A 24,442-nucleotide genomic window follows, 5' to 3' on the forward strand; every position below is an offset into this window, starting at 1 on the left:
GAGGACGCGGGCCACGAGGTCGCCTGCGCCGGGTCGTTACACTGAGGCGGTGACGATCCGGCTCTACGACTCCGCGCAGCAGGCGCTGGTCGACTTCACCCCCGGGAGCCGGGTCGGGTGGGCCTGTACGTCTGCGGTCCGACGGTGCAGTCGGCCCCGCACATCGGCCACCTGCGCAGCGCCCTCGTCTACGACCTCTGGCGCCGCTGGTTCGAGCACCGCGGCCTCGCCGTCACGCTCGTGCGCAACGTCACCGACATCGACGACAAGGTGCTCGCGAACGCGACCGCCGACGAGCCGTGGTGGGCGCTGGCGTACCGCGTCGAGCAGCGGTTCGACGAGGCCTACGACGCCCTCGGCATCCGACGCCCGACCTACGAGCCTCGGGCCACCGCGTCCATCCCCGAGATGATCGCGCTCATCCAGCGCCTCGTCGCGAACGGCCACGCCTACGCGGCGGGCGGCGACGTCTACTTCGACACCGCATCCTTCCCCGCCTACGGCGCCCTCACCCGGCAGCGCGCCGACGACATGGAGGCCGCCGAGGACGCGGACCCGCGCGGCAAGCGCAGCCCGCAGGACTTCGCCCTCTGGAAGGGCCGCAAGCCGGGCGAGCCCGACAGCGCCGTCTGGACCACTCCCTGGGGCCCCGGCCGTCCCGGCTGGCACATCGAGTGCTCCGCCATGAGCACGCGCTACCTCGGCCCGGAGTTCGACATCCACGGCGGCGGCCTCGACCTGCGCTTCCCGCACCACGAGAACGAGCTCGCCCAGTCGCACGCGGCCGGCGACCCCTTCGCGCGGCACTGGCTGCACAACGGCCTCGTCAGCACGGGTGGGCAGAAGATGTCGAAGTCGCTCGGCAACTCCTTCTCCGCCGCCGACCTGCTCGCCGGCACCCGGCCCATCGTCGCCCGCTACCTGCTCGCGAGCGCCCACTACCGCTCCACCCTCGAGTTCAGCGAGGCGACGCTCGCCGAGGCCGCGTCGGCCTTCGAGCGCGTCGAGACGTTCCTGCAGCGGGCCGAGCGGATGCTGGGCGCCGTCATCGCGGGCGAGGTCCCGTCCGCGTTCGGCGCGGCCATGGACGACGACCTCGGCGTGCCGCAGGCGCTCGCCGAACTGCACGGCGCCGTGCGCTCCGGCAACGCCGCGCTGGACGCGGGGCGGATGGACGAGGCCCGCGAGCGCGCCGCCGAGACGGCCGCCATGCTCGGTGCGCTCGGCCTCGATCCGCGCGACCCCGCGTGGGCGGCCGGCGGAGCGGGGCCCGAGGCCGCCGCGCTGGAGGCGCTCGTGCGCGACCTGCTCGAGCAGCGGCAGGCGGCGCGTGCCGCCAAGGACTACGCCGGAGCGGATGGCGTGCGCGACCGCCTCGCCGCCGCCGGCATCACGATCGAGGACACCCCGTCGGGTGCGCAATGGAGGATCGATGGCTAAGCCAGGACGACCGGGAACTTCCAAGGGCAAGAAGGGCGCCACGAAGGGCACCGGCGGGAACGGCCGTCAGGCGCTCGAGGGCCGCGGGCCCACCCCGAAGGCCGAGGACCGCAGCTGGCACGTCGCCGGCAAGCGCAAGATCGCGAGGGAGCGCCTCGAGGCCGCCAAGGCCCGCCACGGCGGCGGCTCGGCGGGATCGCGTCCGAGCGGTGGCCAGCGGCCCCGCAAGTCGAACGACGAGAGCGAGATCGTCACCGGCCGCAACTCGGTCGTCGAGGCGCTGCGGGCCAAGATCCCAGCGACGACGCTGTACGTGGCCGCTCGCATCGAGATGGACGAGCGCGTCCGCGAGGCGCTGGCGCTCGCCACGAACCGCGGCGTCGCCGTGCTCGAGGTCATGCGCCCCGAGCTCGACCGCCTCACCGGCCCGGACGCCGTGCACCAGGGCCTCGCGCTGAAGGTGCCGCCGTACGAGTACAAGGACGTCCTGGACGTGCTCGACGAGGTGGAGGGCCGTGGTCGGACGCCGCTGTTCGTCGCCCTCGACGGCATCACCGACCCCCGCAACCTGGGCGCCATCATCCGCTCCACCGGAGCCTTCGGCGGCCAGGCGGTCATCGTGCCGCAGCGCCGCAGCGCCGGCGTCACCGCTGCGGCGTGGAAGACCGCGGCGGGCGCGGCCGCACGCATCCCCGTGGCCATGGCCGGCAACCTCACCCGCACCCTCGTCGCCCTCAAGGAGCGCGGCGTCTTCGTGATCGGCCTCGACGGCGGCGGCGACGTGTCGCTGCCCGGCCTCGAGCTGGCCGACCGGCCGATCGTCATCGTGGTCGGCAGCGAGGGCAAGGGCCTGTCGCGCCTCGTCACCGAGACCTGCGACGCCATCGTCTCGGTGCCGATCGACGCCGCGACCGAGTCGCTCAACGCCGGCATCGCCGCGAGCGTCACCCTCTACGAGATCAGCAAGCTGCGCGCCGCGAAGTAGCCGCAGACGCGAGGAGCGGATGCGGGATCCCGGTGATCCCGCATCCGCTCCGTCGTTCCCGGCCCTCGCCGGGGGGTCAGACCTTGTCGCGCCAGCTGCCGGGCTGCGGCTCGTCCTCCTCGAGCTGCGCGGCGGTCGGCAGGGTGATCGCCCCGGTCGGCGGCTCGATGATGGTGGCCTCGTCGCGCCGGTGCCGCAGCACGTTGTCGACGTAGCTGGTCAGCGCCTCGGCCAGCGGGATGTCGCGGTTCTGGTCCTGCGAGAGGTACCAGCGGTGATCGAGCAGCTGGTGGAACATCTCGGCGGCTTCGAGCTTCCCGCGCAGCTCGCGCGGGATGGAGCGGATCACCGGCTCGAACACGGTGCTGAGCCACTGGTGGGCCACCTGCTCCTCGTCGGCGTCCTCGAGCCCGCGGCGCGCGGCGAAGGAGTCGTGGTCGTTGAGCAGCCGGCGGGCCTGGTTCTCGCCGGCGTCGAGCCCGGTGAGCCGCAGCAGGCGGCGCGAGTGGTGGCCGGCATCGACGACCTTGGGCTGGATGCGCACGGTGGTGCCGCCCTCGTCGGTCTTGATCGCGAGCTCCTCGATGTCGAAGCCCAGGCGGTTCAGGCGCTCCACGCGCTGGCTGATCCGCCAGCGCTCGTTCGACGCGAACGTCTCGGCGCTGGTGAGCTCCTTCCACAGCATCCGGTACTGCTCGACGATGCCGTTGGAGACCTCGACGGGGTCGATCCCCTCCTCGAGGCGCCCGCCGGCCTCGAGGTCGAAGAGCTCGCCGGCGATGTTGACGCGGGCGATCTCGAGGTCGTTCTCGCGCTGACCGTTCGAGAGGCCGCCCTGGTAGAGCTGCCCCGTCTCGGCGTCCACGAGGTAGGCGGCGAAGGCGCCGGCGTCGCGCCGGAACAGGGTGTTCGAGAGCGAGACGTCGCCCCAGAAGAAGCCGACGATGTGCAGGCGCACCATGAGCACCGCGAGCGCATCGACGAGGCGCACGGCGGTGTCGGGGCGCATCGAGCGCGAGTACAGCGCACGGTAGGGCATCGAGAACTTCAGGTGCCGGGTCACGAGCGCCGACTGCAGCACCGCGCCGTCCTCCGTGTGGCGGTTCGTGATGACGGCGACGGGCTCGACGCAGGGGATGTCGAGGCGCTGCAGCGTGCGCAGCATCTCGTACTCGCGCCGTGCCATCTCCTCGTTCGTCTCCTTGATCGCCACGACGTACCCGGAGAGGTTGGCGAAGCGCACGAGGTGACGCGAGATGCCCTTCGGCAGCGCGGCGATGGTCTCGTCCGGCCAGCTGTCGAGCGGTGCGCTCCAGGGCAGGTCGAGCAGTGCGGGCTCGACCTTGGCGGCCGTGATGTTGAGGGATGCGGGCACGGAGGTGGTCTCTCTCGGTGAGCGGTGCGGGAACGGGACGAGCCCGCCCGGATCCGTGCGAAGCGGATGCGGGCGGGCTCGTCGTCAGCGACGGATCGCGGTCAGGCGTGGATCGCCCGGGTGAGACGCTGGCCGCTCTCGAGGTCGAAGGCGTGGATGTGCTTCGGCTCGGGGGTGATGAACACCGACTCGCCGGCGTTCGGGTGGGCGCGGCCGTCGACGCGGGCGACGACGTCGACGCGGTTGCCCGCGACGTCGGCGTGACCGTAGAGGTAGCCGTCGGCGCCGAGCTCCTCGACGAGGTCGACCTGCACCTGCAGGCCCTCGCCGGTGGTCGAGACGACCAGGTCCTCGGGGCGCACGCCCACCGTGACCTGCGAGAGGTTCGTGGCTGCCTGCACATCGCGGTCGAGCGCGGCGACGCCGGTGCCGAAGCGGATGCCGCCGTCGGTCAGGTCGGCCACGAAGAGGTTCATCGCGGGCGAGCCGATGAAGCCGGCCACGAAGACGTTGGCGGGGGACTCGTAGAGGTCGCGCGGGGTGCCGACCTGCTGCAGGATGCCGTCCTTGAGCACCGCGATGCGGTCGCCCATGGTGAGCGCCTCGGTCTGGTCGTGCGTGACGTAGACCGTGGTGACGCCGAGACGGCGCTGCAGCGAGGCGATCTGGGTGCGGGTCTGCACGCGCAGCTTGGCGTCGAGGTTCGACAGCGGCTCGTCCATGAGGAACACCTGGGGCTGGCGCACGATGGCGCGGCCCATCGCGACGCGCTGACGCTGACCACCCGAGAGGGCCTTCGGCTTGCGGTCGAGGTACGGCTCGAGGTCGAGCAGCTTGGCGGCCTCGAGGACGCGGGTGGCGCGCTCCTCCTTGCCGACGCCGGCGATCTTGAGCGCGAAGCCCATGTTCTCCGCCACGGTCATGTGCGGGTACAGCGCGTAGTTCTGGAACACCATGGCGATGTCGCGGTCCTTCGGCGGCACGTCGGTGACGTCGCGCTCGCCGATGCGGATGGCGCCGTCGTTGACCTCCTCGAGGCCGGCGAGCATGCGCAGCGAGGTGGACTTCCCGCAACCGGAGGGGCCGACCAGGACGAGGAACTCGCCGTCAGCCACATCGAGGTCGAGCGAGTCGACCGCGGGGCGAGTGGAACCCGGGTAGAGGCGGGTCGCCTTGTCGAACGTTACAGACGCCATGAGCGTTCTCCTTCTTCACCGGCAGGTACGTGCCGGACGATCCGTTGTGAATGGGAATGCGGGTCTTCATCGCGGGCGACGTCGACCACTGGTGCTCAGTATGGCACCTGCGCGGAAGGGCTTCGCCCACCACCCGTCGGCGAACGGCTCGCGGTGGGTTCCGGATGACGGCCCTGTCGATTCCCAGGCCTCTGCGACTACCATTCCCGGGTTGTCCTGCGCAGCCGGCGAACCCCACCCCTCCTTCCCGCCGGCGCCCCGCAGCAGGAGGAATTCGAGGTACGAGTGAGCAACGGCAATCCCGGCGAGCGCCACGGGCGCCGCGGCGGACACCGTCGCGCCGAGATGCGCGAGAAGGCCCGCGAGCTGCGGCACGCGCAGCGCAAGCGCGACCGTCGCGGGCGCGCGGCCGTCCTGATCTCGATCGTGACGGTCGCCGTCGCGATCGTCGTCGGCGTCACCCTGGTGGTGCTGCAGGGCATCCCGACGCCCTCCGCTGGACCGCGCAACATGGCCAGCGACGGCATCCTCATCAGCGGTGATCTGCAGGCGGTGCGCACCGACGCGCTGCAGCCCGGCGACGAGCCCAGCCCGGTCGCGTCCCCGAGCGCGAGCGCCCCCGCCGACGCGGAGGAGGAGGACGCCACGACCGAGGCGATCGCCGAGGACCCGGTCGCGATCCGCCTCTACTACGACTTCCAGTGCGAGGGCTGCGCCGAGTTCCTCAGCGCCAACGGCGAGCAGCTGGAGACGTGGCTCGGTCGAGGCGCCGCCACCTTCGAGCTGCACCCGATCGTGCTGCAGTCGCAGGGCACGCAATACTCGCAGCGCGCGGTGAACGCCGCGGCCTGCGTGGCCGACCTCGACCCCGACGGCTTCTGGGCGTTCAACGGCGCGCTGCTCGCGGCGCAGTCCGACGAGGGGCTCACCGACGACGAGCTCGTCGAGCTGGCTTCGGGCGAGGCGGTGGCGTCGGGCGAGCTGGAGACCTGCATCCGCGAGCGGCAGTTCCGCACCTGGGTGACCGACGTGAGCCAGCGTGCGCTGGAGGGGCCGATCCCCGACTCCGGCGTCGAGCGCATCACCGAGACGCCCACGATCCTCGTGAACGGGCAGCTCTACTCGGGCGGAGCGGACCCGGTGCAGTTCGCGAGCTTCGTGCAGCAGGCTTCGGCCGAGCGCTTCACGGACGAGTCGGCGACCACCCCGAGCCCTTCGGCCTCCCCGGCGGGCTGAGCCGCGGGCGCTGGCTAGGATGGACCGGTACCGGCCCGCCTCCTTAGCTCAGCTGGTAGAGCACCGCTCTTGTAAAGCGAAGGTCGCCGGTTCGAACCCGGCAGGGGCTCGAACGCCGCGCTCGTCAGAGGGCGGTGAGCCGCCCGTCGACGCGGCGCGGCTTGCGCGGCTTGTCCATCCGGTCCGGGTCCGGGCGGCCGCCGACGTAGAGCCAGCCCAGCAGGTCCTCGTGGTCGCCGAGGCGGTGGAAGCGGCGCACCGCATCCGTCCTCGTGGCGAGACCGGTGCGCCAGAACGCATTCCAGCCCTCGGCGTCGAGCAGCAGGCCGAGGTTGTGGGCGACGCCCGCGGCGGTGGCCTCCTGCTCCCAGGCCGGCACCTTCGGGCTGGGCCGCCGGCTCACGACGAGCGCCAGCAGCAGCGGCGCCCGCAACGGCTTCCGCGCCGTCGACGATGCCTTGTCGCCGACGAGGCCCAGGCCCTCGGCGAGCGCGGCGCCCAGGCCGCTGCGGGCCTCGCCGCGCAGCTCGACGACGCGCCAGGGCTCGTACTCCGAGTGATCGGCCACGTTCGCCGCGGCGGCGAGCAGCCGCAGCAGCTCGTCGCGCCCCGGGGCGTCGTCGGTGGTCTTCGATCGGGCCCTGCGGGCGGCGAGCGCAGCGACGAGGTCGGTGCGCTCGGCGCTCACTCTGCGGCCTTGAACGAGAGCGCGACCGAGTTCATGCAGTAGCGGTCGCCGGTCGGCGTGCCGAAGCCGTCGGGGAAGACGTGGCCGAGGTGCGAGCCGCAGGCCGCGCAGCGGACCTCGGTGCGCTGCATGCCCAGGCTGTCGTCCTCGAGCAGCTGCACCGCCTCCGGGCGCACGGACTCGTAGAAGCTCGGCCAGCCGCAGCCCGAGTCGAACTTGGTGCCGCTCTGGAAGAGCTCGTTGCCGCAGGCCGCGCACGCGTAGAGGCCGGCGCGGTGCTCGTCGAGCAGCTCGCCCGTCCACGGACGCTCGGTGGCCGCCTGGCGCAGCACGGCGAACTCCTCGGCGCCGAGCTGCTCGCGCCACTCGTCGTCGCTCTTGCGGATCTCGTACTCCATGGAGGCCTCCCGGCTCATCGGTGGTGGTCTCCCCAGTCAACACCGTCGCGGCCGCAGGCATTCCGTGCGTCGGATCGGCGCGGCCTGCACGCCGGGAGGGCGGGCGGGGCGCACACTGGGCGCATGCCCGAGAACGTCCCGCTCGCCGAGGAGGACCGCCGCCTGCTCGACTTCGAGGCGGAGTGGCCGCGGCACTCCGGGGCCAAGGAGCGCGAGATGCGCCAGCGCTTCGGGGTGGGGCCGGCGCGGTACTATCAGGCGCTCGACACGGTCATCGACTCCCCGGCCGCCCTCGCCGCGGAGCCGCTGCTGGTGCATCGCCTGCTGCGCTTGCGGCAGCAGCGCTCGCGCAGCCGTGCCGCGCGCATCCTCGGCCGCGTCGAGGACTGAGACCGAACCGCACCCGAGGACCATGACCGCTTTCGAGAAGGACCGCTTCGACGCGATCCCCGACGCCTACCCGCGCGTCGGCGTGCACCGCGCCCGGCCGAGCCGTCTGCGCACGGCGGCGCCGGTGCTCTGGTCCCTGGTCGCGACCGTCGCGCTCGTCGCCGTCGGGATCACCGGCGTGGAGACGTTCTCCGCGCGCTTCTCGGGCGCCGGCTCGACGGACGCTGCGCCGGCCGCGCCCGCCGAGCAGCAGCCGGTCGCCGAGGTGCCCGCGCAGGCGGTGTTCTCGGCGGACGAGAGCATCACCGTGCTGAACGGCTCGACGACCGACGGCCTGGCGACGACCGTCTCCGAGCGGCTGCAGGAGGGCGGATGGACGGTCGGCACCGCCGCCAGCGCGGTGCAGGACGACGTCGCCACCACCACCGTCTACTACGCGGATCCGCTGGACGAGGGCGCTGCCCGCGGCGTAGCCCGCGCGCTCGGCGTCGACGGCAGCGTCGAGCGCTCGGAGGCCTTCCCCGGCTCGTCGCTGACGGTCGTGATCGGCAACGACTTCCGCGTGTGAGCGGAGGCCCCGTGTTACGGGGCTGTTTCCGACGTGTTGAGATGTCGCGAAGCCTCGCCGCTGCGCCCCTCCGGAGCCGTTCCCGCCGGCCCGGCTCGGCTACTGTCGGCCCAGGTCGCGGCGACAGCATCAGCCGCGCCGAGGCGACATCGTGAGGAGCAGGGCATGGCGACGGGCACCGTGAAGTGGTTCAACGCTGAGAAGGGGTTCGGCTTCATCACGGTCGCCGACGGCGGGCAGGATGTGTTCGTCCACTACTCGGCGATCGACATGAGCGGCTACAAGGTGCTCGAGGAGGGCCAGCAGGTCGTCTTCGAGGTCGGCAGCGGCACCAAGGGCCCGCAGGCCGAGGCCGTCCGGCCCGCCTGATCGCCACGGCATCCGACACGCACGGCCCGGACGCCGTCCGCCGCGCGGCGGCCCCGCTAGTGTTCCCGGCGTGACGACCACGGCGAGACGGCGACCGACCACCGCGATCCTGACCGCGGTCCTCGCGCTCGGCCTCGTCGCGGCCTGCTCCGAGCAGCCGGAGCAGCCGGTGCCGACCGCGACTCCGGCCCCGGAGCCGCCCGCCCCCGTGCTCGCCCCGCTGCGCGGCACCGTCGTCGACGGCGAGCTCGGCCACCCGGCCCTGGCCGCCAAGATCGACAACCACGCGGCGGCCCGTCCGCAGATCGGGCTCGAGCGCGCCGACCTGGTGTTCGAGGAGCTGGTCGAGGGCGGCCTCACGCGCTACGTCGCCGTCTGGCACTCCGACGTGCCGGAGGAGGTCGGCCCGGTCCGCTCCATCCGCCCCATGGACCCCGACATCGTCTCGCCGTTCGAGGGGCTCATCGCCTACTCCGGCGGCCAGCCGCAGTTCGTGCGGATGATGGAGGAGGCCCCGGTGGTCAACGTCGTCCACGGCGCCCCGGGCACGGAGGGCCTGTTCTCGCGCACGGCCGACAAGGCGGCCCCGCACAACGTGATCCTGCGCGCGTCCGATCTGGTGGGTCGGCACGCGGACCTGGCCGCGCCGGCGATGCAGTTCTCCTACGCGGCGGACGGCGCTCCGGCCACGGCCTCCGAGGGCGGCGATCCCACGGGTCGGCTCGACCTGGTCTTCTCGCACGCGAGCGGTCCGTCGTGGTCGTGGGACCCGGCGGCCTCCGTCTTCCTGCGCGCGCAGGGCGGCGAGGTCGACACGGACGCCGCCGGAGCGCAGCTCGCCGCGGTCAACGTCGTCACCCTGCGCGTGCCGGTCACGGCGGGCGAGGTGCCGAAGACCGAGCTCATCGGCGAGGGCGAGGCGCTCGTGTCGACCGGCGGCGGCACCGTCTCCGCGACCTGGGTGAAGCGCTCGCCGACCGATCGCATCCGCCTGGTCGACGCCCTCGGGGTCGACGTGCGGCTCGCCGCCGGCAACACCTGGATCGAGCTCGTGCCGACCACCGGCAGCGCGGCCGTCGTCGCTCCGTGACGCCGCGGGACGCTCGTCCCGTGGGAGGTTGCACTCCCCAGAGTGGAGTGCCAGAATCGTCTGGCACTCAGTCATGCCGAGTGCCAAAGCTGTCACGACGTCCGGAAGGGACGAGAAACACACATGGCTAAGATCATCGCTTTCGACGAGGAGGCCCGCCGCGGCCTCGAGCGCGGCCTCAACACGCTCGCGGATGCCGTCAAGGTCACCCTCGGACCGCGCGGTCGCAACGTCGTCCTCGAGAAGAAGTGGGGCGCCCCCACGATCACCAACGACGGCGTCTCCATCGCCAAGGAGATCGAGCTCGACGACCCGTACGAGAAGATCGGCGCGGAGCTCGTCAAGGAGGTCGCCAAGAAGACCGACGACGTCGCCGGCGACGGCACCACCACCTCGGTCGTGCTCGCTCAGGCGCTCGTGCGCGAGGGCCTGCGCAACGTCGCGGCCGGCGCCGACCCCATCAGCCTGAAGCGCGGCATCGAGAAGGCCGTCGCGGCCGTCTCGGAGGAGCTCGTCGCGAGCGCCAAGGAGATCGAGACCAAGGAGGAGATCGCCGCCACCGCGAGCATCTCCGCCGCCGACTCGACCATCGGCGAGCTGATCGCCGAGGCGATCGACAAGGTCGGCAAGGAGGGCGTCGTCACCGTCGAGGAGTCGAACACCTTCGGCACCGAGCTCGAGCTCACCGAGGGCATGCGCTTCGACAAGGGCTACCTCTCGGCCTACTTCGTCACCGACGCGGACCGCCAGGAGGCCGTCTACGAGGACGCCTACGTCCTCATCGTCAACTCGAAGATCTCGAACATCAAGGACCTGCTCCCGCTGGTCGACAAGGTGATCCAGACCGGCAAGCAGCTGCTCATCATCGCCGAGGACGTCGACGGCGAGGCGCTGGCGACCCTGGTGCTCAACAAGATCCGCGGCATCTTCAAGTCGGTCGCCGTCAAGGCCCCCGGCTTCGGCGACCGCCGCAAGGCGCAGCTGCAGGACATCGCGATCCTCACCGGCGGCCAGGTCATCAGCGAGGAGGTCGGCCTCAAGCTCGAGAACGCGACCCTCGACCTGCTCGGCCAGGCACGCAAGGTCATCGTCACCAAGGACGAGACCACCATCGTCGAGGGCGCGGGCGAGGCGGACCTCATCGCCGGTCGCGTCAAGCAGATCCGCCAGGAGATCGAGAACACCGACTCCGACTACGACCGCGAGAAGCTGCAGGAGCGCCTCGCCAAGCTGGCCGGCGGCGTCGCCGTCATCAAGGCCGGCGCGGCCACCGAGGTCGAGCTCAAGGAGCGCAAGCACCGCATCGAGGACGCCGTGCGCAACGCGAAGGCCGCCGTCGAGGAGGGCATCGTCGCCGGTGGTGGCGTCGCGCTCATCCAGGCCGGCAAGACCGCCTTCGAGAAGCTCTCGCTCCAGGGCGACGAGCAGACCGGTGCGAACATCGTCAAGGTCGCCATCGACGCTCCGCTCAAGCAGATCGCCCTCAACGCCGGCCTTGAGCCCGGCGTCGTGGTCGACCGCGTGCGCAACCTCCCGGTCGGCCAGGGCCTCAACGCCGCGACCGGCGAGTACGTCGACATGCTGGCCGCCGGCATCAACGACCCGGTGAAGGTCACGCGCTCGGCGCTGCTCAACGCGGCCTCGATCGCCGGACTGTTCCTCACCACCGAGGCCGTCGTCGCCGACAAGCCCGAGAAGAACCCGGCCCCGGTCGGCGACCCCTCGGGCGGCATGGACTTCTGAGTCCCACGCCACCAAGCAGCACGGAAGGGCCGTCCCCGCGAGGGGCGGCCCTTCCGCCGTTCCCGGGCGGGGTGCCTACTCCCCGGCCCGGAGCTCCCGGATCAGCGCGCCGCGAAGAGGCGGGCGTTCTGCTGCTCCACCTCCTGGTACTGCTGCCCGGCGTGCTGCAGCGCGCGGCTGAGCTGGGCGAGGTTCTCCTCGACCCGCTGCTGAGTGGCCTTCCAATCGGCCACGAGCGCGCCGAAGGCGCTCGAGGCCTGACCGGTCCACGAGCCCTGCAGCCCGGTCAGCTGCGCGTGCAGCGCGGCGACCTCCGCCTGCACCCGCCCGATCGTGCCCTGTGCCGCGCTGGTGGCGGCGAAGACCGCCTCGCTGTCGACCTGGAACCGCGACATGTCATCTCCCGTCGTCCTGCGCCGGGTCGTCCGGCGACGGGAGTCACGCTACGGACGGCGCTCGCCCGCTTCCGGGCCGTCGGAGGCCTCGGTGGAGTCCGCTGCCGGGGCCTCCTTCGGGAGGAGGGGAAGGAGCAACCGGAAGGTCGCACCACCGCCGGGGGTCTCGAGCACCTCGACGCTGCCCCTGTGCTTCGCCACGAGCGCCTCGACGATCGACAGCCCCAGCCCGGTGCCGCCCGTCTCGCGGGCGCGTGACGTGTCGGCCCGCCAGAAGCGCTGGAAGATCTTCTCGCGCACCTGTTCGGGGATGCCCTCGCCGTGGTCGACGATGTCGAGGATCGCCACATGCCGGGTCGGGTCGGTGCCGATGGCGATCTCGATCGGGCTGCCCTCCGGCGTGTACCGGTTGGCGTTGCCGATCAGATTCGTGAGCACCTGCCGGATCTTGTTCTCCTCCGCCAGCACGACCGCCGGTGGCGGCGGCGGGGCGAGGTGCAGGGTGGGCAGCACGATGTCGTCGGTCGCGACCGGCCCGCGCCGTCCTCGCCGCGCGGCCCGCAGACGGGCGAACGTGGCACCCGCGAACGCGATCGGCCCGGTGACGTTCGGGTCGCGCGGCTTGCCGTCCGGGTCGGCGCCACCGGCCGACTCGGGAACGGGCATGCGCAGCGGCGCCGTCGCGGACGGGTCGAGCTCGACGACCTGCACGACGCGTCCGGGAGCGGCCGCCATCGTGTCCCGCGCAGCGTCCTGGGCCAGCGGCACCAGGTCGACGGGGGTCAGCTGCAGGGGCTTGTCCTCATCGATGCGGGCCAGCTCGAGCAGGTCCTCGACCAGCTCGCCCATCCGCTTGGCCTCGGATTCGATGCGGCCCATCGCCTCGGAGACCGCCTCGGGGGTCTGCAGCGCCCCCATCCGGTACAGCTCGGCGTAGCCGCGCAGCGAGACGAGCGGCGTGCGCAGCTCGTGCGAGGCGTCGCCGATGAAGCGGCGCATCTGCACGATGGTGCGATCGCGGTCGCCGAACGCGCGGTCGATGCGGCTGAGCATGATGTTGAGCGAGCGGTTGAGCCGCCCGACCTCGGTGTTCGGGGTCGCCCCGGCGAGGCGCTGACCGAAGTCGCCGCGCGCGATCTCCGCGGCGGTGCGCTCGACCGCGCGCAGCGGTTCGAAGGTCGTGGTCACGAGCAACCGGGTGAGGGCTCCGCCGAGGAGCACGACGGAGATCGAGAAGCCGAAGAAGATCGCGGCGAACTGCGCGATGGTGCTGTTGGTGTCGGCGAGGTTGACGCCGATGACCAGCGTGAGCACATCGGAGGTGCCGGGCACCTGGCGCGAGAGGGTCGTGACGCGCCACTGCGCGTTCAGCGTCTCGTTGCTGAGCGTGCGGGGCGCGCTGAGCTCGCCGTCCGGGGCGAGTCGCAGTTCGTCGAACGTGGGCCGCAGCCGCACCTCGTCGGGCTCATCCGTGAGGTTGTCCTGCACCAGCTGGCCCTGCGGGTCCAGCAGCGCCACGTAGTACGTCAACGGGTCCGACGGCTGGCGGTCGAAGAACTCCGGGTCCGAGATGTACGACGGCAGATCCTCGGCGTACGCGGCGATCTTCCGATCCGCCTCGTCGAGCAGGTAGCCGCGCAGCACCGTCATGGTGCCGACGCCGGCGACGATGAGGCCGAGCGTCACGAGCAGTACGGTCACGCCCGTGACCTTGGTGCGCAGGGAGATGCCCGACCACCAGCGGGAGAGTCCGTCGATCACTCACAACAAACTAGGGCACGGCATCCGACCGGATGCCGTGCCCTCGAGGTTCGCGCCTGGCGCTCAGCCCTTCGCGGCCTTGAGCATGTAACCGAAGCCGCGCTTGGTCTGGATCAACGGCTCCTCGGTGTGGCTGTCGAGCTTGCGGCGCAGATACGAGATGTAGCTCTCGACGATGCCCGCGTCGCCGTTGAAGTCGTACTCCCAGACGTGGTCGAGAATCTGCGCCTTCGACAGCACGCGGTTGGGGTTGAGCATGAGGTAGCGCAGCAGCTTGAACTCGGTGGGGGAGAGCTCGACCTGGGTGCCGCCGATGCTGACCTCGTGCGTGTCCTGGTCCATGCTCAGGTCGCCGGCGCGGATGATCGCGTCGTCCTCGTCGTGCATGGTGCGGCGCAGGATCGCCTTGATGCGCGCCACGATCTCGTCGAGCGAGAAGGGCTTGGTGACGTAGTCGTCGCCGCCGACGGTGAGGCCGGTGATCTTGTCCTCCGTGTCGTCCTTCGCGGTGAGGAAGAGGATGGGGGAGGTGTAGCCGGACGAGCGGAGTCGCTTGGTCACGCCGAAGCCGTTCATGTCGGGCAGCATGACGTCGAGGATGATGAGGTCCGGCTCCTCCTCGATGACTGCGGAGATCGCCTGGGCACCGTTCGCGACCGCACGCACGGCGAAGCCGGCGAAGCGGAGGCTCGTGGTGAGCAGGTCACGGATGTTCGGCTCGTCGTCGACGATGAGGATCTTGGGCCCGTTCATGCCCCTCAGTATTTGCGGGTTCGCTGCATGAATCCTGGGAGCACTTCGAGTGCGAGCGAGGACCGCGCCGAAGATGCGCTCCGCGGATTGTCGCTCAGGCCGCGAGGTCGACGGAGTCGAGGATCGTGTAACTGTACCCCTGCTCGGCGAGGAAGCGCTGGCGGTTCTGCGCGAAGTCCTGATCCACGGTGTCGCGGGCCACCAGCGTGTAGAAGCTGGCCGGGATGCCGCTCCGCTTCGGTCGGAGCAGACGTCCGAGGCGCTGAGCCTCCTCCTGCCGCGAGCCGAAGGAGCCCGAGACCTGGATGGCCACCGTCGCCTCGGGCAGGTCGACCGAGAAGTTCGCGACCTTCGACACGACGAGCACCTTGGTCCCGCCGTCGCGGAACGACTGGAACAGCTCCTCGCGCTCCGGGATCGGCGTCGCGCCGGTGAGCGTCGGTGCGCCGAGCGCTTCGCCCAGCTCCTCGAGCTGATCGATGTACTGGCCGATCACCAGGATGCTCTCGCCCTCGTGCTTCCGCAGCAGCGCCTTGACGGCGTCGATCTTGGCGGGCGCGGAGGCGGCCAGGCGGTAGCGCTCGTCGTCCCCGCTCGCGGCGTACTGCATCCGCTCGTCCGGCGGGAGGTCGACCCGCACCTCGAAGCACGCGGCCGGCGCGATGTAGCCCTGCGCCTCGATCTGCTTCCACGGGGCGTCGAAGCGCTTGGGGCCGATGAGGCTGAACACGTCGCCCTCGCGGCCGTCCTCGCGCACGAGCGTGGCCGTGAGGCCCAGGCGGCGACGCGCCTGCAGCTCGGCGGTCAGCTTGAACACCGGGGCCGGCAGCAGGTGCACCTCGTCGTAGACCACGAGTCCCCAGTCGAGGGCGTCGAGCAGCGAGAGGTGCGCGTACTCGCCCTTCCGCTTCGCGGTGAGGATCTGGTAGGTCGCGATGGTGACCGGCTTGACCTCCTTGAGCTGGCCGGAGTACTCGCCGATCTCGTCCTCGGTCAGCGTCGTGCGCTTGAGCAGCTCGGCGCGCCACTGCCTCGCGCTCACCGTGTTGGTGACGAGGATGAGCGTGGTCGTGCCGGTCGCGGCCATCGCCCCGGCGCCGACGATCGTCTTGCCGGCGCCGCAGGGCAGCACCACGACGCCCGAGCCGTTGGCGGAGAAGTGGTCGACCGCGTCCTGCTGGTAGGGGCGCAGCGTCCAGCCGTCCTCGGCGAGGTCGATCCCGTGCGGCGTGCCGGGGGTGAACCCGGCGTGGTCCTCGGCGGGCCAGCCGAGCTTCAGCAACTCCTGCTTGAGCTGCCCGCGCGCCCACGCCTCGATCGCGATCGTGTCGCCGCCGCGCCGTTCCGCCAGCAGCGGTGCGATGCGCTTCGAGCGCGACACCTCGCGCAGCACCGCGTCGTCCATCGAGCGCAGCACGAGGCCGCCCTCTTCGTCGCGCTCGATGACGAGGCGGCCGTAGCGGCGCACCGTCTCGGCGATGTCGACCTCGACGCTCTGCGGCACGGGGAACTTGGAGTAGCGACGCAGCACGTCGAGCATCTCCTCGGCCTCGTGGCCGGCGGCACGGGCGTTCCAGAGCCCGAGGCGGGTGATCCGATAGCTGTGCATGTGCTCCGGGGCGCGCTCGAGCTCGGCGAAGACCGCCAGCTCGTGCCGTGCCGTCTCGGCGAGCGGATGGGCGAGCTCGAGCAGGACGGTTCGGTCGCTCTGCACGATGAGGGGGCCGTCGGACATAGCGTTCGAGTCTACGCGCGGTGAGCGCCGCGACGGCCGAGGCTCAGTCGGCCGGCTCGACCGCGACGATACGGCTGAGCGGCAGCGTGCGCTCCAGGTCGGCGGCGCGGTCGCGGGCGCGCACGCGGCCACCGGCGATGCTGGTCGGCTCGAGCACGGCCTCGACCGTCCTGTCGTCGGGCATGCGGACGGTCAGCCGCACGAGGCCCTTGCGACGCACGGCGAGCTCGATGCGACGGGCGATCCACCCGGCCTCGTCCTCGGCGGCGTTCGGCGCCGGCAGGGCGGCGAGGCGCTCCACGAGCGCGGCGTACGGCGCGGTGCCGGTCGAGCGCCGCTGCGCCGGCACCGGCCGGCGCGGCGTGACGAGCGCTCCGGCCGCGTCCTCGAGGGCGACCGGGTAACGGGCGTCGCGGAGCGTCCAGTAGAGCACCTCGGGGTCGAAGCGGCTGAGCGCCCGGTGCGGTCCGCTCCGGCGCAGGGCGAGCGGAGCGACGGCCTGGTCGACGAGCACGGTGTCGAGCACGGACGGGTCCTCGGCGTGCAGCACCGAGACCGCGGGCTCGGGCCCCTCGGTCTCCTCGGCTGCGGGCGGGCCGGCGCGCAGGCTGCCGTGGCGACCGGCGGTCGAGCGGATGAGGTACTCCAGCGGCTGCGGTACGCCCGTCAACGAGAGCGCGCCCAGGAATGCGAGCAGGTCGTCCGCGGTCTCGCCGTCGACGAGCGCCTGCTCGACGGTCTCGGTCGTGATGCGGTAGCTGCTCGCGAGTCCGCCGCCCTCCGCGAGCGCGACGCCGCGCAGGCGCCGGTCCAGGTCGCCGCGCAGTGGGCCGGGGGCGATGACCGAGAGGTCGTGCTGCAGGTAGACGCGCTCGACCGGCGCGGGCATGGCCGCTCCGATCGCCGCCTCCGCGTCCGCGTCGCGGCGCTCCAGCACGGCCTGGCCCGCGGCTCCGATCGTGCCGTCGACGGCGATTCCGAGCAGCTCGGCCTCGCCGATCCGCTCCGCGAAGCGCTCGCGCTCCGCCCCGCCGAGCGGCAGCAGCCGCTGCAGCAGCGTCTCCGGCCCGTCGCGCCAGCCGTGCGCGAGGTCGTCGAGCGCGGCGGGAGGGAGTCGACCGCGCCATGCGGCGGCGAGGATGCGCCACCGCTCGGCGGGCCGGGCATCGAGCCAGGAGTCGGCCTCCGCGCCCCGTTCCCACGCGGAGTCGCCAGCGGCGAGCGCGGCCTCGTCGGCGAGCGAGAGCAGCGTCTCGATCTCGGTGCGCGGCCGACCGGTGCGCTCGGCGAGGCGGCGCGCCGCGGGCAGGGCGAGGCCGCCGTGCTGCAGACGGCGCGCGGGCTCGCGGGCGAGCTCGTGCAGCAGCTCGGCGACGCCGCTGACGAGCAGGAAGGCACGCTCGGTGGCCAGGCCGTCGGGCCGTTCCGACGGCTCGACGGCATCGGGGGTGCGAAGGGAGTCCGCTTCCACGCCGCGCTCCGCGAGGCGTTCGGCGACGGCGTCGTAAAGGTGCCATCCGTCGTCCGCCAGCTCGATCAGCGCGAGGTGGTCGAGCCGCTGCGGCACGTCGTGGCCGAGCGATCCCGCAGGGATGCCCGTCTCGGCCGCGGCGAGCTCGAGGGCGAGCGCGAGTTCCGGGCGGACGAGGCGATCGAGGGCTGCGTCGAGGTTGGGACGGCTCAGCAGCGCCTCGGCGAGGTCGGCGTGGTCCTGGACACCGGTGACCGCGGGCGCCCGGCGGAGCAGCAGCGCCCGCAGGTCCTCCGCGGGCAGGGAGCGCAGGCGCGCAGCGAGCGAGAGCGCGCCCCTCACCGGTTCACCGGATCACCCTCGACGCGCCGGCCGCTCAGCCGCGCTTCGCCCCGCGGCTGCGACGCACCATGTTGATGATCAGCAGCGCGAGCACCAGCACGAAGCCGATCGGCAGGCCCACGAGCGGCATGAGGATCACGGTCGGCCAGAGCCCGTCGCTGAAGCCGTCGTCGTTGCCGGCGCCGGTCGCGGTGCCGACGAGCAGGGCGATGAAGGCGAGCAGCGAGGCGCCGATCACCGTCACGATCATGACGGCGAGGATGCTTTCGATACGATTGGTGCTCTCCGGAGTGCTCTTCGCCACGGAGTCAAGGATAGGGGCAGGTACTTGCCCCCGGTGCGCCGCAGGCGCCGCGGAAGGACGTCAGGATGCCCACGGGCAAAGTCAAGTTCTACGACGAGGACAAGGGTTTCGGCTTCATCAGCGGAGACGACGGCCAGGAGGTGTTCCTGCACGCGACCGCGCTCCCCGCGGGGACGACGATCAAGGCCGGCGCCCGGCTCGAGTACGGTCTGGCGGACGGCAAGCGCGGCCCGCAGGCGCTCTCGGTGCGCGTCATCGAGGCCGCGAGCGTGACGCGGGCGAACCGGAAGCCCGCGGACGACATGGCGGTCATCGTCGAGGACCTCGTCAAGCTGCTGGACAACCTCGGCACCGGCCTCAAGCGCGGTCGGTACCCGGAGGGCGCGCAGGGGCGCAAGATCGCCGCGCTGCTGCGCAAGGTCGCGGACGAGCTCGATGTCTGAGCGCCCGTCGCCGCAGGAGGTGGAGATCGCTCGAGCCGGTCTGCTCGAGATCACCGATGCCAAGACGGTCGGCGACGCCTTCGCACGCGTGGACGAGGTGGACGGCGTCGTCTCCGTGCTGTTCCACTGCACGCTCGACGGCTACCCGGGATGGCACTGGACCGTCAGCCTCGCCGCGGTGGACGGGGATGAGCCGACCGTGCTGGAGGCCGAGCTGCAGCCCGGCCAGGGGGCGCTCCTCGCTCCCGACTGGGTGCCCTGGGCCGACCGCCTCGCCGAGTACCAGGCGTCGCAGGAGGCGGATGGCGACGACGCCGACGACGACTTCGACGACGCTTCGGATGAGGACGACTCGGACGACGACTCGGACGAGGACGACGACTCGGATGAGGATGACGACCTCGGCGACGCTGGGGACGACGTCTACGACGGCGTAGACGTGGACGAGCTAGCGCCGGGCTCGCAGGACGACGGCGAGCAGGGCGGCTCCGATGAGGACTCCGATACCGACGGTGACGAGCACCTCGACGCCGATGGCGACGCCGACGGCTCCCAGGACGACCAGCAGGATCAGCGCGGCTGACCAGCCGATGAGGCCGACGACGACCGGGGTCCGGTCGTCCGCGGCCTCGGGCGGCGGCGAGGGCCGCCGCCCGCGCTTGCGCCCGGCGATCATGCCGAGAGGCGCTCGACGACGTACTCGATCGACGCGATCAGCGCGCGGACGTCGTCCGGCTCGATCGCCGTGAAGGTCGCGACCCGCAGCTGGTTGCGCCCCAGCTTGCGGTACGGCTCCGTGTCGACGATGCCGTTCGCCCGCAGCGCCTTCGCGATCGCCGCCGCGTCGACGGCCTCGTCGAAGTCGATGGTGGCGACCACCTGCGATCGGTGCTCCGGGTCGGCCACGAAGGGCGTCGCGTAGCTGCTCGCGGTCGCCCAGCGGTAGAGCTCGCCGGACGACTCGGCGGTGCGCGCCGAAGCCCAGGCGAGACCGCCGTTGCCGTTGATCCAGTCGATCTGGTTCTCCATCAGCAGCAGCGTGCCGAGCGCGGGCGTGTTCAGCGTCTGCTGCAGCCGTGAGTTGTCGAGGGCCTGCTTGAGGCTCAGGAACTCGGGGATGTAGCGGTCGCCCGCGGCGATCCGCTCGATCCGCTCGATGGCGGCGGGGGAGACCAGGGCGAACCACAGGCCGCCGTCGGCGGCGAAGTTCTTCTGCGGTGCGAAGTAGTAGACGTCGGCCTCGGCGGCGTCGAAGTCGATGCCGCCCGCGGCGCTGGTGCCGTCGACGACGGTGAGCGCGCCGGCGTCGCCGCCGACGCGGCGGACCGGCGCCATGACGCCGGTCGACGTCTCGTTGTGCGGCCACGCGTACACGTCGACGCCGTCGAGCACCTCGACCTCGGCGCGCGATCCCGCCGGGGCGGAGACGACGTGCGGCGCGTCGAGCCACGGCGCCGCGGCGGCCTTGCCGAACTTGGCGCCGAACTCGCCGAAGGCGAGCTGCTCGCTGCGCCGCTCGATGAGTCCGAAGGCGGCGGCATCCCAGAAGGCCGTCGAGCCGCCGTTGCCGAGCACGACCTCGTAGCCCTCGGGGAGCCGGAACAGCTCGCCCAGGCCGGAGCGCACCCGCCCGACGAGGTCCTTGACCGGGGCCTGCCGGTGGGAGGTGCCGAGCACGGCGGCGCCGGCGCCCGCGAGGTGCGCGAGCTGCTCGGCGCGCACCTTCGAGGGGCCGCAGCCGAACCGTCCGTCGGCGGGCAGGAGGTCGGCGGGGATGGTGATCTGGGCCATGTCGGGATTCTATGGGCCGGGGCGCTCCGGCAGGCGCGGCGCAGGCGTCCCGCGTCGGTGCCGCGGGATAGGCTTGAGGCTTGTTCGCGCGCTCGACGAAGGGGACCTCCTGATGACCGACCTCATCGACACCACCGAGATGTACCTCAGGACGATCCTCGACCTGGAGGAGGAGAGCATCATCCCGCTCCGGGCGCGCATCTCGGAGCGCCTCGGGCACTCCGGGCCCACGGTCTCGCAGACGGTCGCGCGCATGGAGCGGGACGGTCTGGTGGTGGTCGAGGGGGACCGGCACCTCGAGCTCACCGCAGACGGCCGTCGCAAGGCCGTCGGCGTGATGCGCAAGCACCGCCTCGCCGAGCGGCTCCTCGCCGATGTGATCGGACTCGACTGGGCCTACGTCCACGACGAGGCGTGCCGGTGGGAGCACGTCATGAGCGAGCAGGTCGAGCGCCACATCGTCGAGCTGCTCGGCAACCCGACGGAATCGCCGTACGGCAACCCGATCCCCGGCGCGGACGAGCTGAACACCTGGCCGACCGAGGCCGTCACCACCGGCTACGTCAACCTGCACCAGCTCGTGCAGCGCAGTTCGGAGGCGACCGTCGAGGCGGTTATCAAGCGCCTCGCCGAGCCGGTGCAGTTCGAGCCCGAGCTGCTGGCCCAGCTGAAGCAGTCGGGTGTCGTCCCGGGTGCCACGGCCTCCATCTCGTCCTCGGGCGACTACGTGCTGGTCGAGGTCGCGGGCTTCGGCGACGGCCTGGAGCTGCCCGTCGAGGTGGCCGTGCACATCTACGTCGCGGGCTGACCATCCGCTCGGATCGGATGCGCGAGGAGCTGTCGGCGCGCATGATGCCGGCGTCCAGACTCGTTGTCAATACGCCTCCGGTCCCAGATTGAAGGTGACAGATTGGTAACGCTGGCGTACGATGGGCGAATACTCCCGGCATAGACCCCGTGCTGGAAGAGCTTCGTCGAGGCGTTCCCAAGACCCGTCCCTCGTCGTAGTACCCGTGATGAACGAGTGACGATGGATGGGCGCTGCCGCGGTGGCGTTGGAACGCTGGAGGACATGAGTGTGACGACCGATCACGGCAGAGATCTCGACCCGACGGATCTCCCCACCCCCGGCAGCTCGACCGAGCAGCCGACCGGCACCACCCCAGGCCGCGCAGCGGAGCTCGAGAGCTTCCGCATCGCCCCCGCGGCGGAGGTCGCCCCGACCAGCCGCCGTGCGGCCCGCGAGGCCGAGGCCGCAGCCGCCAAGGCGCGCCAGCGTCGCCAGCCGCGTGCCGCCGAGCGCCCCGCAGGCCGACCCGCTCAGGCGAAGGCGAAGCCGCGCGCCACGAGGAGCCAGCGCAACGTTCGCGGCATCGCCGTGATGCTCCTGATGGTTCCCGCGCTGTTCCTGACCGTCGCGCTCCCGCACACCGCCGGCAGCTTCGGCTCCGGCCCCTCGGCGGCGGCTGCTGCGGCCGACGAGCTCGCCAAGCTCAAGCTCGAGCAGGCGCAGGGTGTGACCGTCGCCTCCGGCGCTCCCGCGCAGACGGTCGAGCGCGACGACTACACCGCGACGAGCGGAGCCGAGCTGCGTCGCGCCGAGATCGCCCAGAACTACGAGGCGTACAGCGGCCCGACGGCCGCGCAGTACCTCGAGAACCCCGCCTACCCGAACTTCAGCCTCAGCGAGGTCGTCAACGTCGGTCTGCAGTACGTGGGCGTGCCCTACGTCTACGGCGGCGCGACGCCGGCCGGCTTCGACTGCTCCGGGTTCGTCAAGTACGTGTACGCCCAGTTCGGCGTGGATCTGCCGCACTCCGTGCCGGCCCAGGCCGCCAGGGGCACCGTGATCTCGGCTGCCGACGCCCAGCCGGGCGACCTCGTCATCTGGAGCGACCACGGACACGACGGCATCTACATGGGCAACGGCAACGTGCTGCACGCGCCGAACCCGTCGAAGAGCGTCATGGTCCGCCCGCTCTACTCCTTCGAGTCCGTGTACTACGTGCGCATCGGCATCTGACCGGTCGGCGTCTCGACGAGGGCCCGCGGCACTACAGTGTGCCGCGGGCCCTCGCGCGTGCGGAGGACCGCATCTCGACCTCGGAGGACCAGCATGAACGCGGGACGAGCGTGACGGAGCCGAGCCGCGATGCGGCGGAGGGGCGCCCGCCCGCGGTGGACCTGCCCGGCGATGGCCCGGTGGACGAGGCTCCCGCGCGGGTGCCGGTGCTCGGCGGCAACCGCGCCCTCGGGGCCGGTGTCGCGCTCGTCGGCTCGATCCTGTTCGCCCTGCTGCTCGCCTCCGGCGGCTCCCTGCTCATCGGGCTCGCCCGGCCGGGCGACGGCACCCGGCAGTGGATCGACGCCTACCTCGCGAACCCGCTGCTCGCGGTGCCGACACTGATCTTCCTGGTCGCGTTCCTCATCCTGACCGCCATCGCGAACCGGGCCGGCTGGTGGGCGTACATCTTCGGCGGCCTCATCGTGGCCGCAGTGGTGTACGCGGGATCGATCGCCGTGCTGCTGCTCCTGCAGGGCGGGTTGCAGATGTCGCTGCGAGGGGCGGTGGACGCCGCGCTGCGGTTGGCGGTGAACCCGGCGCTCGTGCTCGGCGGGCTGCTCGCGCGGGAACTGGTGCTCTGGCTCGGGCTCGGCATCAGCCGCTCGGGCGCGAGGCTCGTGCGACGTCACCGTGCCGCCTTAGACGACTTCGAGCGGCGTGCCGTGTCCGGCGCGTCGCAGCCTGCGGTCGCCGCGCCGCATGAGAGTGTTGACGGTTCCTCCGGTCGGCGGGGCTCATTTGACGGACCTCGGTACGACAGCTAATCTTCTTCAGGTGTGTGCTCTGCGGCGCGCCCGGAGTTCGTGCAAGCGAACCGGGCGGCAGGGCCTCCAGACTCAACAGGCCTCGTGCACCGGGCGGAAGCATCCGTCCGGCGGATGAGGCCGCACGCCAGCCAGCAGTGCAAAGCACGTGTGTACCGCCGGTGGCCGAGATGGCCGGACACGCCCGAGTGCGGGGGTGGGCTGGTCAGAGGAACGCAGCGGGCGCGAAGTCCGCCCGACACCGAGCAGTACGAATCCGAGGAGTAATTCAGTGCCCACCATTCAGCAGTTGGTCCGCAAGGGCCGCAGCCCCAAGGTCACGAAGACCAAGGCGCCTGCCCTGAAGTCCAACCCGCAGCAGCGCGGCGTGTGCACCCGCGTGTACACGACCACCCCGAAGAAGCCGAACTCGGCGCTTCGCAAGGTCGCGCGCGTCAAGCTGAGCAACGGCACCGAGGTGACCGCCTACATCCCCGGCGAGGGCCACAACCTGCAGGAGCACTCGATGGTGCTCGTGCGCGGCGGTCGTGTGAAGGACCTCCCCGGTGTGCGCTACAAGATCGTCCGCGGCGCTCTGGACACCCAGGCCGTGAAGAACCGCAAGCAGGCTCGCAGCCGCTACGGCGCGAAGATGGAGAAGAAGTAATGCCCCGCAAGGGACCCGCCCCGAAGCGGCCCGTCGTCGCCGACCCCGTGTACGGCGCTCCGATCGTGAGCCAGCTCGTCAACAAGATCCTCCTCGACGGCAAGAAGGGCCTCGCCGAGCGCGTCGTCTACGGTGCCCTCGAGAACGTCGCCAACAAGAGCGGCCAGGACGCGGTCGTCGTGCTGAAGAAGGCGCTCGACAACGTGCGCCCGACCCTCGAGGTGCGTTCGCGCCGCGTCGGCGGCTCGACCTACCAGGTCCCCGTCGAGGTCAAGCCCCACCGCGCCAACACGCTGGCGCTGCGCTGGCTCACCAGCTACGCCAAGTCGCGTCGCGAGAAGACCATGACCGAGCGTCTCACCAACGAGATCCTCGACGCCTCGAACGGCCTCGGTGCCGCGGTCAAGCGCCGCGAGGACACCCACAAGATGGCCGAGTCGAACCGCGCCTTCGCGCACTACCGCTGGTAGTCGCCCCGGCGGGATGCCGGCTCC

Annotated in this window: 25 protein-coding genes, 1 tRNA gene and 1 pseudogene; 16 read left to right on the forward strand and 11 right to left on the reverse strand. The window is 71.7% G+C overall.

The genetic code is table 11. The annotated features are described in order from the left end of the window. The first annotated feature begins 49 nt into the window (after positions 1-49). Both cysS and rlmB read left to right on the forward strand, forming a co-directional pair. Positions 50-1,440 (forward strand): annotated as a pseudogene (cysS, locus tag QQK26_RS12975) (cysteine--tRNA ligase). Continuing rightward, a complete protein-coding gene (gene rlmB / locus QQK26_RS12980; RefSeq protein WP_284233431.1) occupies positions 1,433-2,425 on the forward strand; it encodes a 23S rRNA (guanosine(2251)-2'-O)-methyltransferase RlmB in 993 nt (330 codons plus the stop codon). Before cysS ends, rlmB begins: the two are co-directional and overlap by 8 nt. A 76-nt stretch (positions 2,426-2,501) precedes the next feature. Here rlmB and QQK26_RS12985 read toward each other — a convergent pair whose 3' ends face one another. Together QQK26_RS12985 and QQK26_RS12990 are read right to left on the reverse strand one after the other, a co-directional pair. Then, a complete protein-coding gene (locus QQK26_RS12985; RefSeq protein ID WP_284233433.1) occupies positions 2,502-3,800 on the reverse strand; it encodes a DUF4032 domain-containing protein in 1,299 nt (432 codons plus the stop codon). Between the two features lie 101 nt (positions 3,801-3,901). After that, entirely contained in the window at positions 3,902-4,996 is a 1,095-nt protein-coding gene (locus QQK26_RS12990) for an ABC transporter ATP-binding protein (RefSeq protein WP_284233435.1), read from the reverse strand. Between the two features lie 285 nt (positions 4,997-5,281). Between QQK26_RS12990 and QQK26_RS12995 the strand changes: the two genes are divergently transcribed. Continuing rightward, positions 5,282-6,232 carry a DsbA family protein gene (locus tag QQK26_RS12995; protein ID WP_284233438.1) on the forward strand — a complete coding sequence of 317 codons (951 nt, stop codon included), beginning with the start codon at positions 5,282-5,284 and terminating at the stop codon, positions 6,230-6,232. Between the two features lie 37 nt (positions 6,233-6,269). After that, positions 6,270-6,341: transfer RNA gene (locus QQK26_RS13000), tRNA-Thr, on the forward strand. Positions 6,342-6,356: 15 nt separating this feature from the next. Here QQK26_RS13000 and QQK26_RS13005 read toward each other — a convergent pair. Further along, the gene (locus QQK26_RS13005; RefSeq protein ID WP_284233439.1) at positions 6,357-6,920 is read right to left on the reverse strand and encodes a nitroreductase family protein; all 564 of its coding nucleotides are present in this window, start codon (positions 6,918-6,920) and stop codon (positions 6,357-6,359) included. After that, positions 6,917-7,318, reverse strand: coding sequence for a peptide-methionine (R)-S-oxide reductase MsrB (gene msrB / locus QQK26_RS13010; protein WP_284235336.1), 402 nt, complete (start codon positions 7,316-7,318; stop codon positions 6,917-6,919). The genes QQK26_RS13005 and msrB overlap by 4 nt, the downstream gene beginning before the upstream one ends. Before the next feature lie 123 nt (positions 7,319-7,441). Here msrB and QQK26_RS13015 point away from each other — a divergent pair, with 123 nt between their 5' ends. The 5 genes from QQK26_RS13015 (at position 7,442) to groL (ending at position 11,478) form a co-directional block, all read left to right on the forward strand. After that, positions 7,442-7,708 carry a DUF3263 domain-containing protein gene (locus QQK26_RS13015; RefSeq protein WP_284233441.1) on the forward strand — a complete coding sequence of 89 codons (267 nt, stop codon included), beginning with the start codon at positions 7,442-7,444 and terminating at the stop codon, positions 7,706-7,708. 22 nt (positions 7,709-7,730) lie between these two features. Then, positions 7,731-8,276: a LytR C-terminal domain-containing protein gene (locus QQK26_RS13020; protein ID WP_284233444.1), complete on the forward strand. Its 546-nt coding sequence runs from the start codon at positions 7,731-7,733 to the stop codon at positions 8,274-8,276. Between the two features lie 165 nt (positions 8,277-8,441). Then, positions 8,442-8,645: a cold-shock protein gene (locus tag QQK26_RS13025; protein WP_284233446.1), complete on the forward strand. Its 204-nt coding sequence runs from the start codon at positions 8,442-8,444 to the stop codon at positions 8,643-8,645. Between the two features lie 70 nt (positions 8,646-8,715). Continuing rightward, a complete protein-coding gene (locus tag QQK26_RS13030; RefSeq protein ID WP_284233448.1) occupies positions 8,716-9,735 on the forward strand; it encodes a DUF3048 domain-containing protein in 1,020 nt (339 codons plus the stop codon). Between the two features lie 123 nt (positions 9,736-9,858). Next, positions 9,859-11,478, forward strand: coding sequence for a chaperonin GroEL (gene groL / locus QQK26_RS13035; RefSeq protein WP_284233451.1), 1,620 nt, complete (start codon positions 9,859-9,861; stop codon positions 11,476-11,478). A gap of 101 nt (positions 11,479-11,579) precedes the next feature. Here the strand turns inward: groL and QQK26_RS13040 are convergent, their stop codons facing one another. The 6 genes from QQK26_RS13040 to QQK26_RS13065 all read right to left on the reverse strand — a co-directional run bounded on the left by QQK26_RS13040 (position 11,580) and on the right by QQK26_RS13065 (position 18,239). Next, on the reverse strand, positions 11,580-11,873 hold the full coding sequence (locus tag QQK26_RS13040) for a WXG100 family type VII secretion target (RefSeq protein ID WP_284233454.1): 294 nt from the start codon (positions 11,871-11,873) through the stop codon (positions 11,580-11,582). A 48-nt stretch (positions 11,874-11,921) separates the two neighbouring features. Then, on the reverse strand, positions 11,922-13,634 hold the full coding sequence (locus QQK26_RS13045; RefSeq protein ID WP_284233456.1) for a sensor histidine kinase: 1,713 nt from the start codon (positions 13,632-13,634) through the stop codon (positions 11,922-11,924). A 63-nt stretch (positions 13,635-13,697) separates the two neighbouring features. Beyond that, positions 13,698-14,387: a response regulator transcription factor gene (locus QQK26_RS13050; RefSeq protein WP_284233458.1), complete on the reverse strand. Its 690-nt coding sequence runs from the start codon at positions 14,385-14,387 to the stop codon at positions 13,698-13,700. Positions 14,388-14,481: 94 nt separating this feature from the next. Further along, complete coding sequence (locus QQK26_RS13055) at positions 14,482-16,122, reverse strand: DNA repair helicase XPB (RefSeq protein WP_284233460.1); 1,641 nt, start codon at positions 16,120-16,122, stop codon at positions 14,482-14,484. Positions 16,123-16,165: 43 nt separating this feature from the next. After that, complete coding sequence (locus QQK26_RS13060; RefSeq protein ID WP_284233462.1) at positions 16,166-17,935, reverse strand: helicase-associated domain-containing protein; 1,770 nt, start codon at positions 17,933-17,935, stop codon at positions 16,166-16,168. A 34-nt stretch (positions 17,936-17,969) separates the two neighbouring features. Further along, entirely contained in the window at positions 17,970-18,239 is a 270-nt protein-coding gene (locus QQK26_RS13065) for a hypothetical protein (protein ID WP_284233470.1), read from the reverse strand. A 65-nt stretch (positions 18,240-18,304) separates the two neighbouring features. Between QQK26_RS13065 and QQK26_RS13070 the strand changes: the two genes are divergently transcribed. Beyond that, positions 18,305-18,682, forward strand: coding sequence for a cold-shock protein (locus QQK26_RS13070; protein ID WP_284233472.1), 378 nt, complete (start codon positions 18,305-18,307; stop codon positions 18,680-18,682). Continuing rightward, positions 18,675-19,265 carry a DUF3027 domain-containing protein gene (locus QQK26_RS13075; protein ID WP_284233474.1) on the forward strand — a complete coding sequence of 197 codons (591 nt, stop codon included), beginning with the start codon at positions 18,675-18,677 and terminating at the stop codon, positions 19,263-19,265. The genes QQK26_RS13070 and QQK26_RS13075 overlap by 8 nt, the downstream gene beginning before the upstream one ends. 89 nt (positions 19,266-19,354) lie before the next feature. Here the strand turns inward: QQK26_RS13075 and serC are convergent, their stop codons facing one another. Continuing rightward, positions 19,355-20,473 carry a phosphoserine transaminase gene (serC, locus tag QQK26_RS13080; protein ID WP_284233476.1) on the reverse strand — a complete coding sequence of 373 codons (1,119 nt, stop codon included), beginning with the start codon at positions 20,471-20,473 and terminating at the stop codon, positions 19,355-19,357. 112 nt (positions 20,474-20,585) lie between these two features. On the opposite strand from serC, the gene QQK26_RS13085 reads away from it, so the two are divergent. The 5 genes from QQK26_RS13085 (at position 20,586) to rpsG (ending at position 24,418) form a co-directional block, all read left to right on the forward strand. Then, positions 20,586-21,281, forward strand: a complete 696-nt coding sequence (locus QQK26_RS13085; RefSeq protein ID WP_284233478.1) for an iron-dependent transcriptional repressor DtxR — start codon at positions 20,586-20,588, stop codon at positions 21,279-21,281. Between the two features lie 270 nt (positions 21,282-21,551). After that, entirely contained in the window at positions 21,552-22,496 is a 945-nt protein-coding gene (locus tag QQK26_RS13090) for a C40 family peptidase (RefSeq protein WP_284233480.1), read from the forward strand. 110 nt (positions 22,497-22,606) lie between these two features. Beyond that, positions 22,607-23,302 carry a hypothetical protein gene (locus tag QQK26_RS13095; protein WP_284233482.1) on the forward strand — a complete coding sequence of 232 codons (696 nt, stop codon included), beginning with the start codon at positions 22,607-22,609 and terminating at the stop codon, positions 23,300-23,302. 271 nt (positions 23,303-23,573) lie between these two features. Then, complete coding sequence (gene rpsL / locus QQK26_RS13100) at positions 23,574-23,948, forward strand: 30S ribosomal protein S12 (RefSeq protein ID WP_055811472.1); 375 nt, start codon at positions 23,574-23,576, stop codon at positions 23,946-23,948. Further along, positions 23,948-24,418: a 30S ribosomal protein S7 gene (gene rpsG / locus QQK26_RS13105; protein ID WP_284233497.1), complete on the forward strand. Its 471-nt coding sequence runs from the start codon at positions 23,948-23,950 to the stop codon at positions 24,416-24,418. The genes rpsL and rpsG overlap by 1 nt, the downstream gene beginning before the upstream one ends. Positions 24,419-24,442: the final 24 nt, after the last annotated feature.

The organism is Arenivirga flava (genome assembly GCF_030161575.1).
GTDB lineage: Bacteria > Actinomycetota > Actinomycetes > Actinomycetales > Microbacteriaceae > Arenivirga > Arenivirga flava.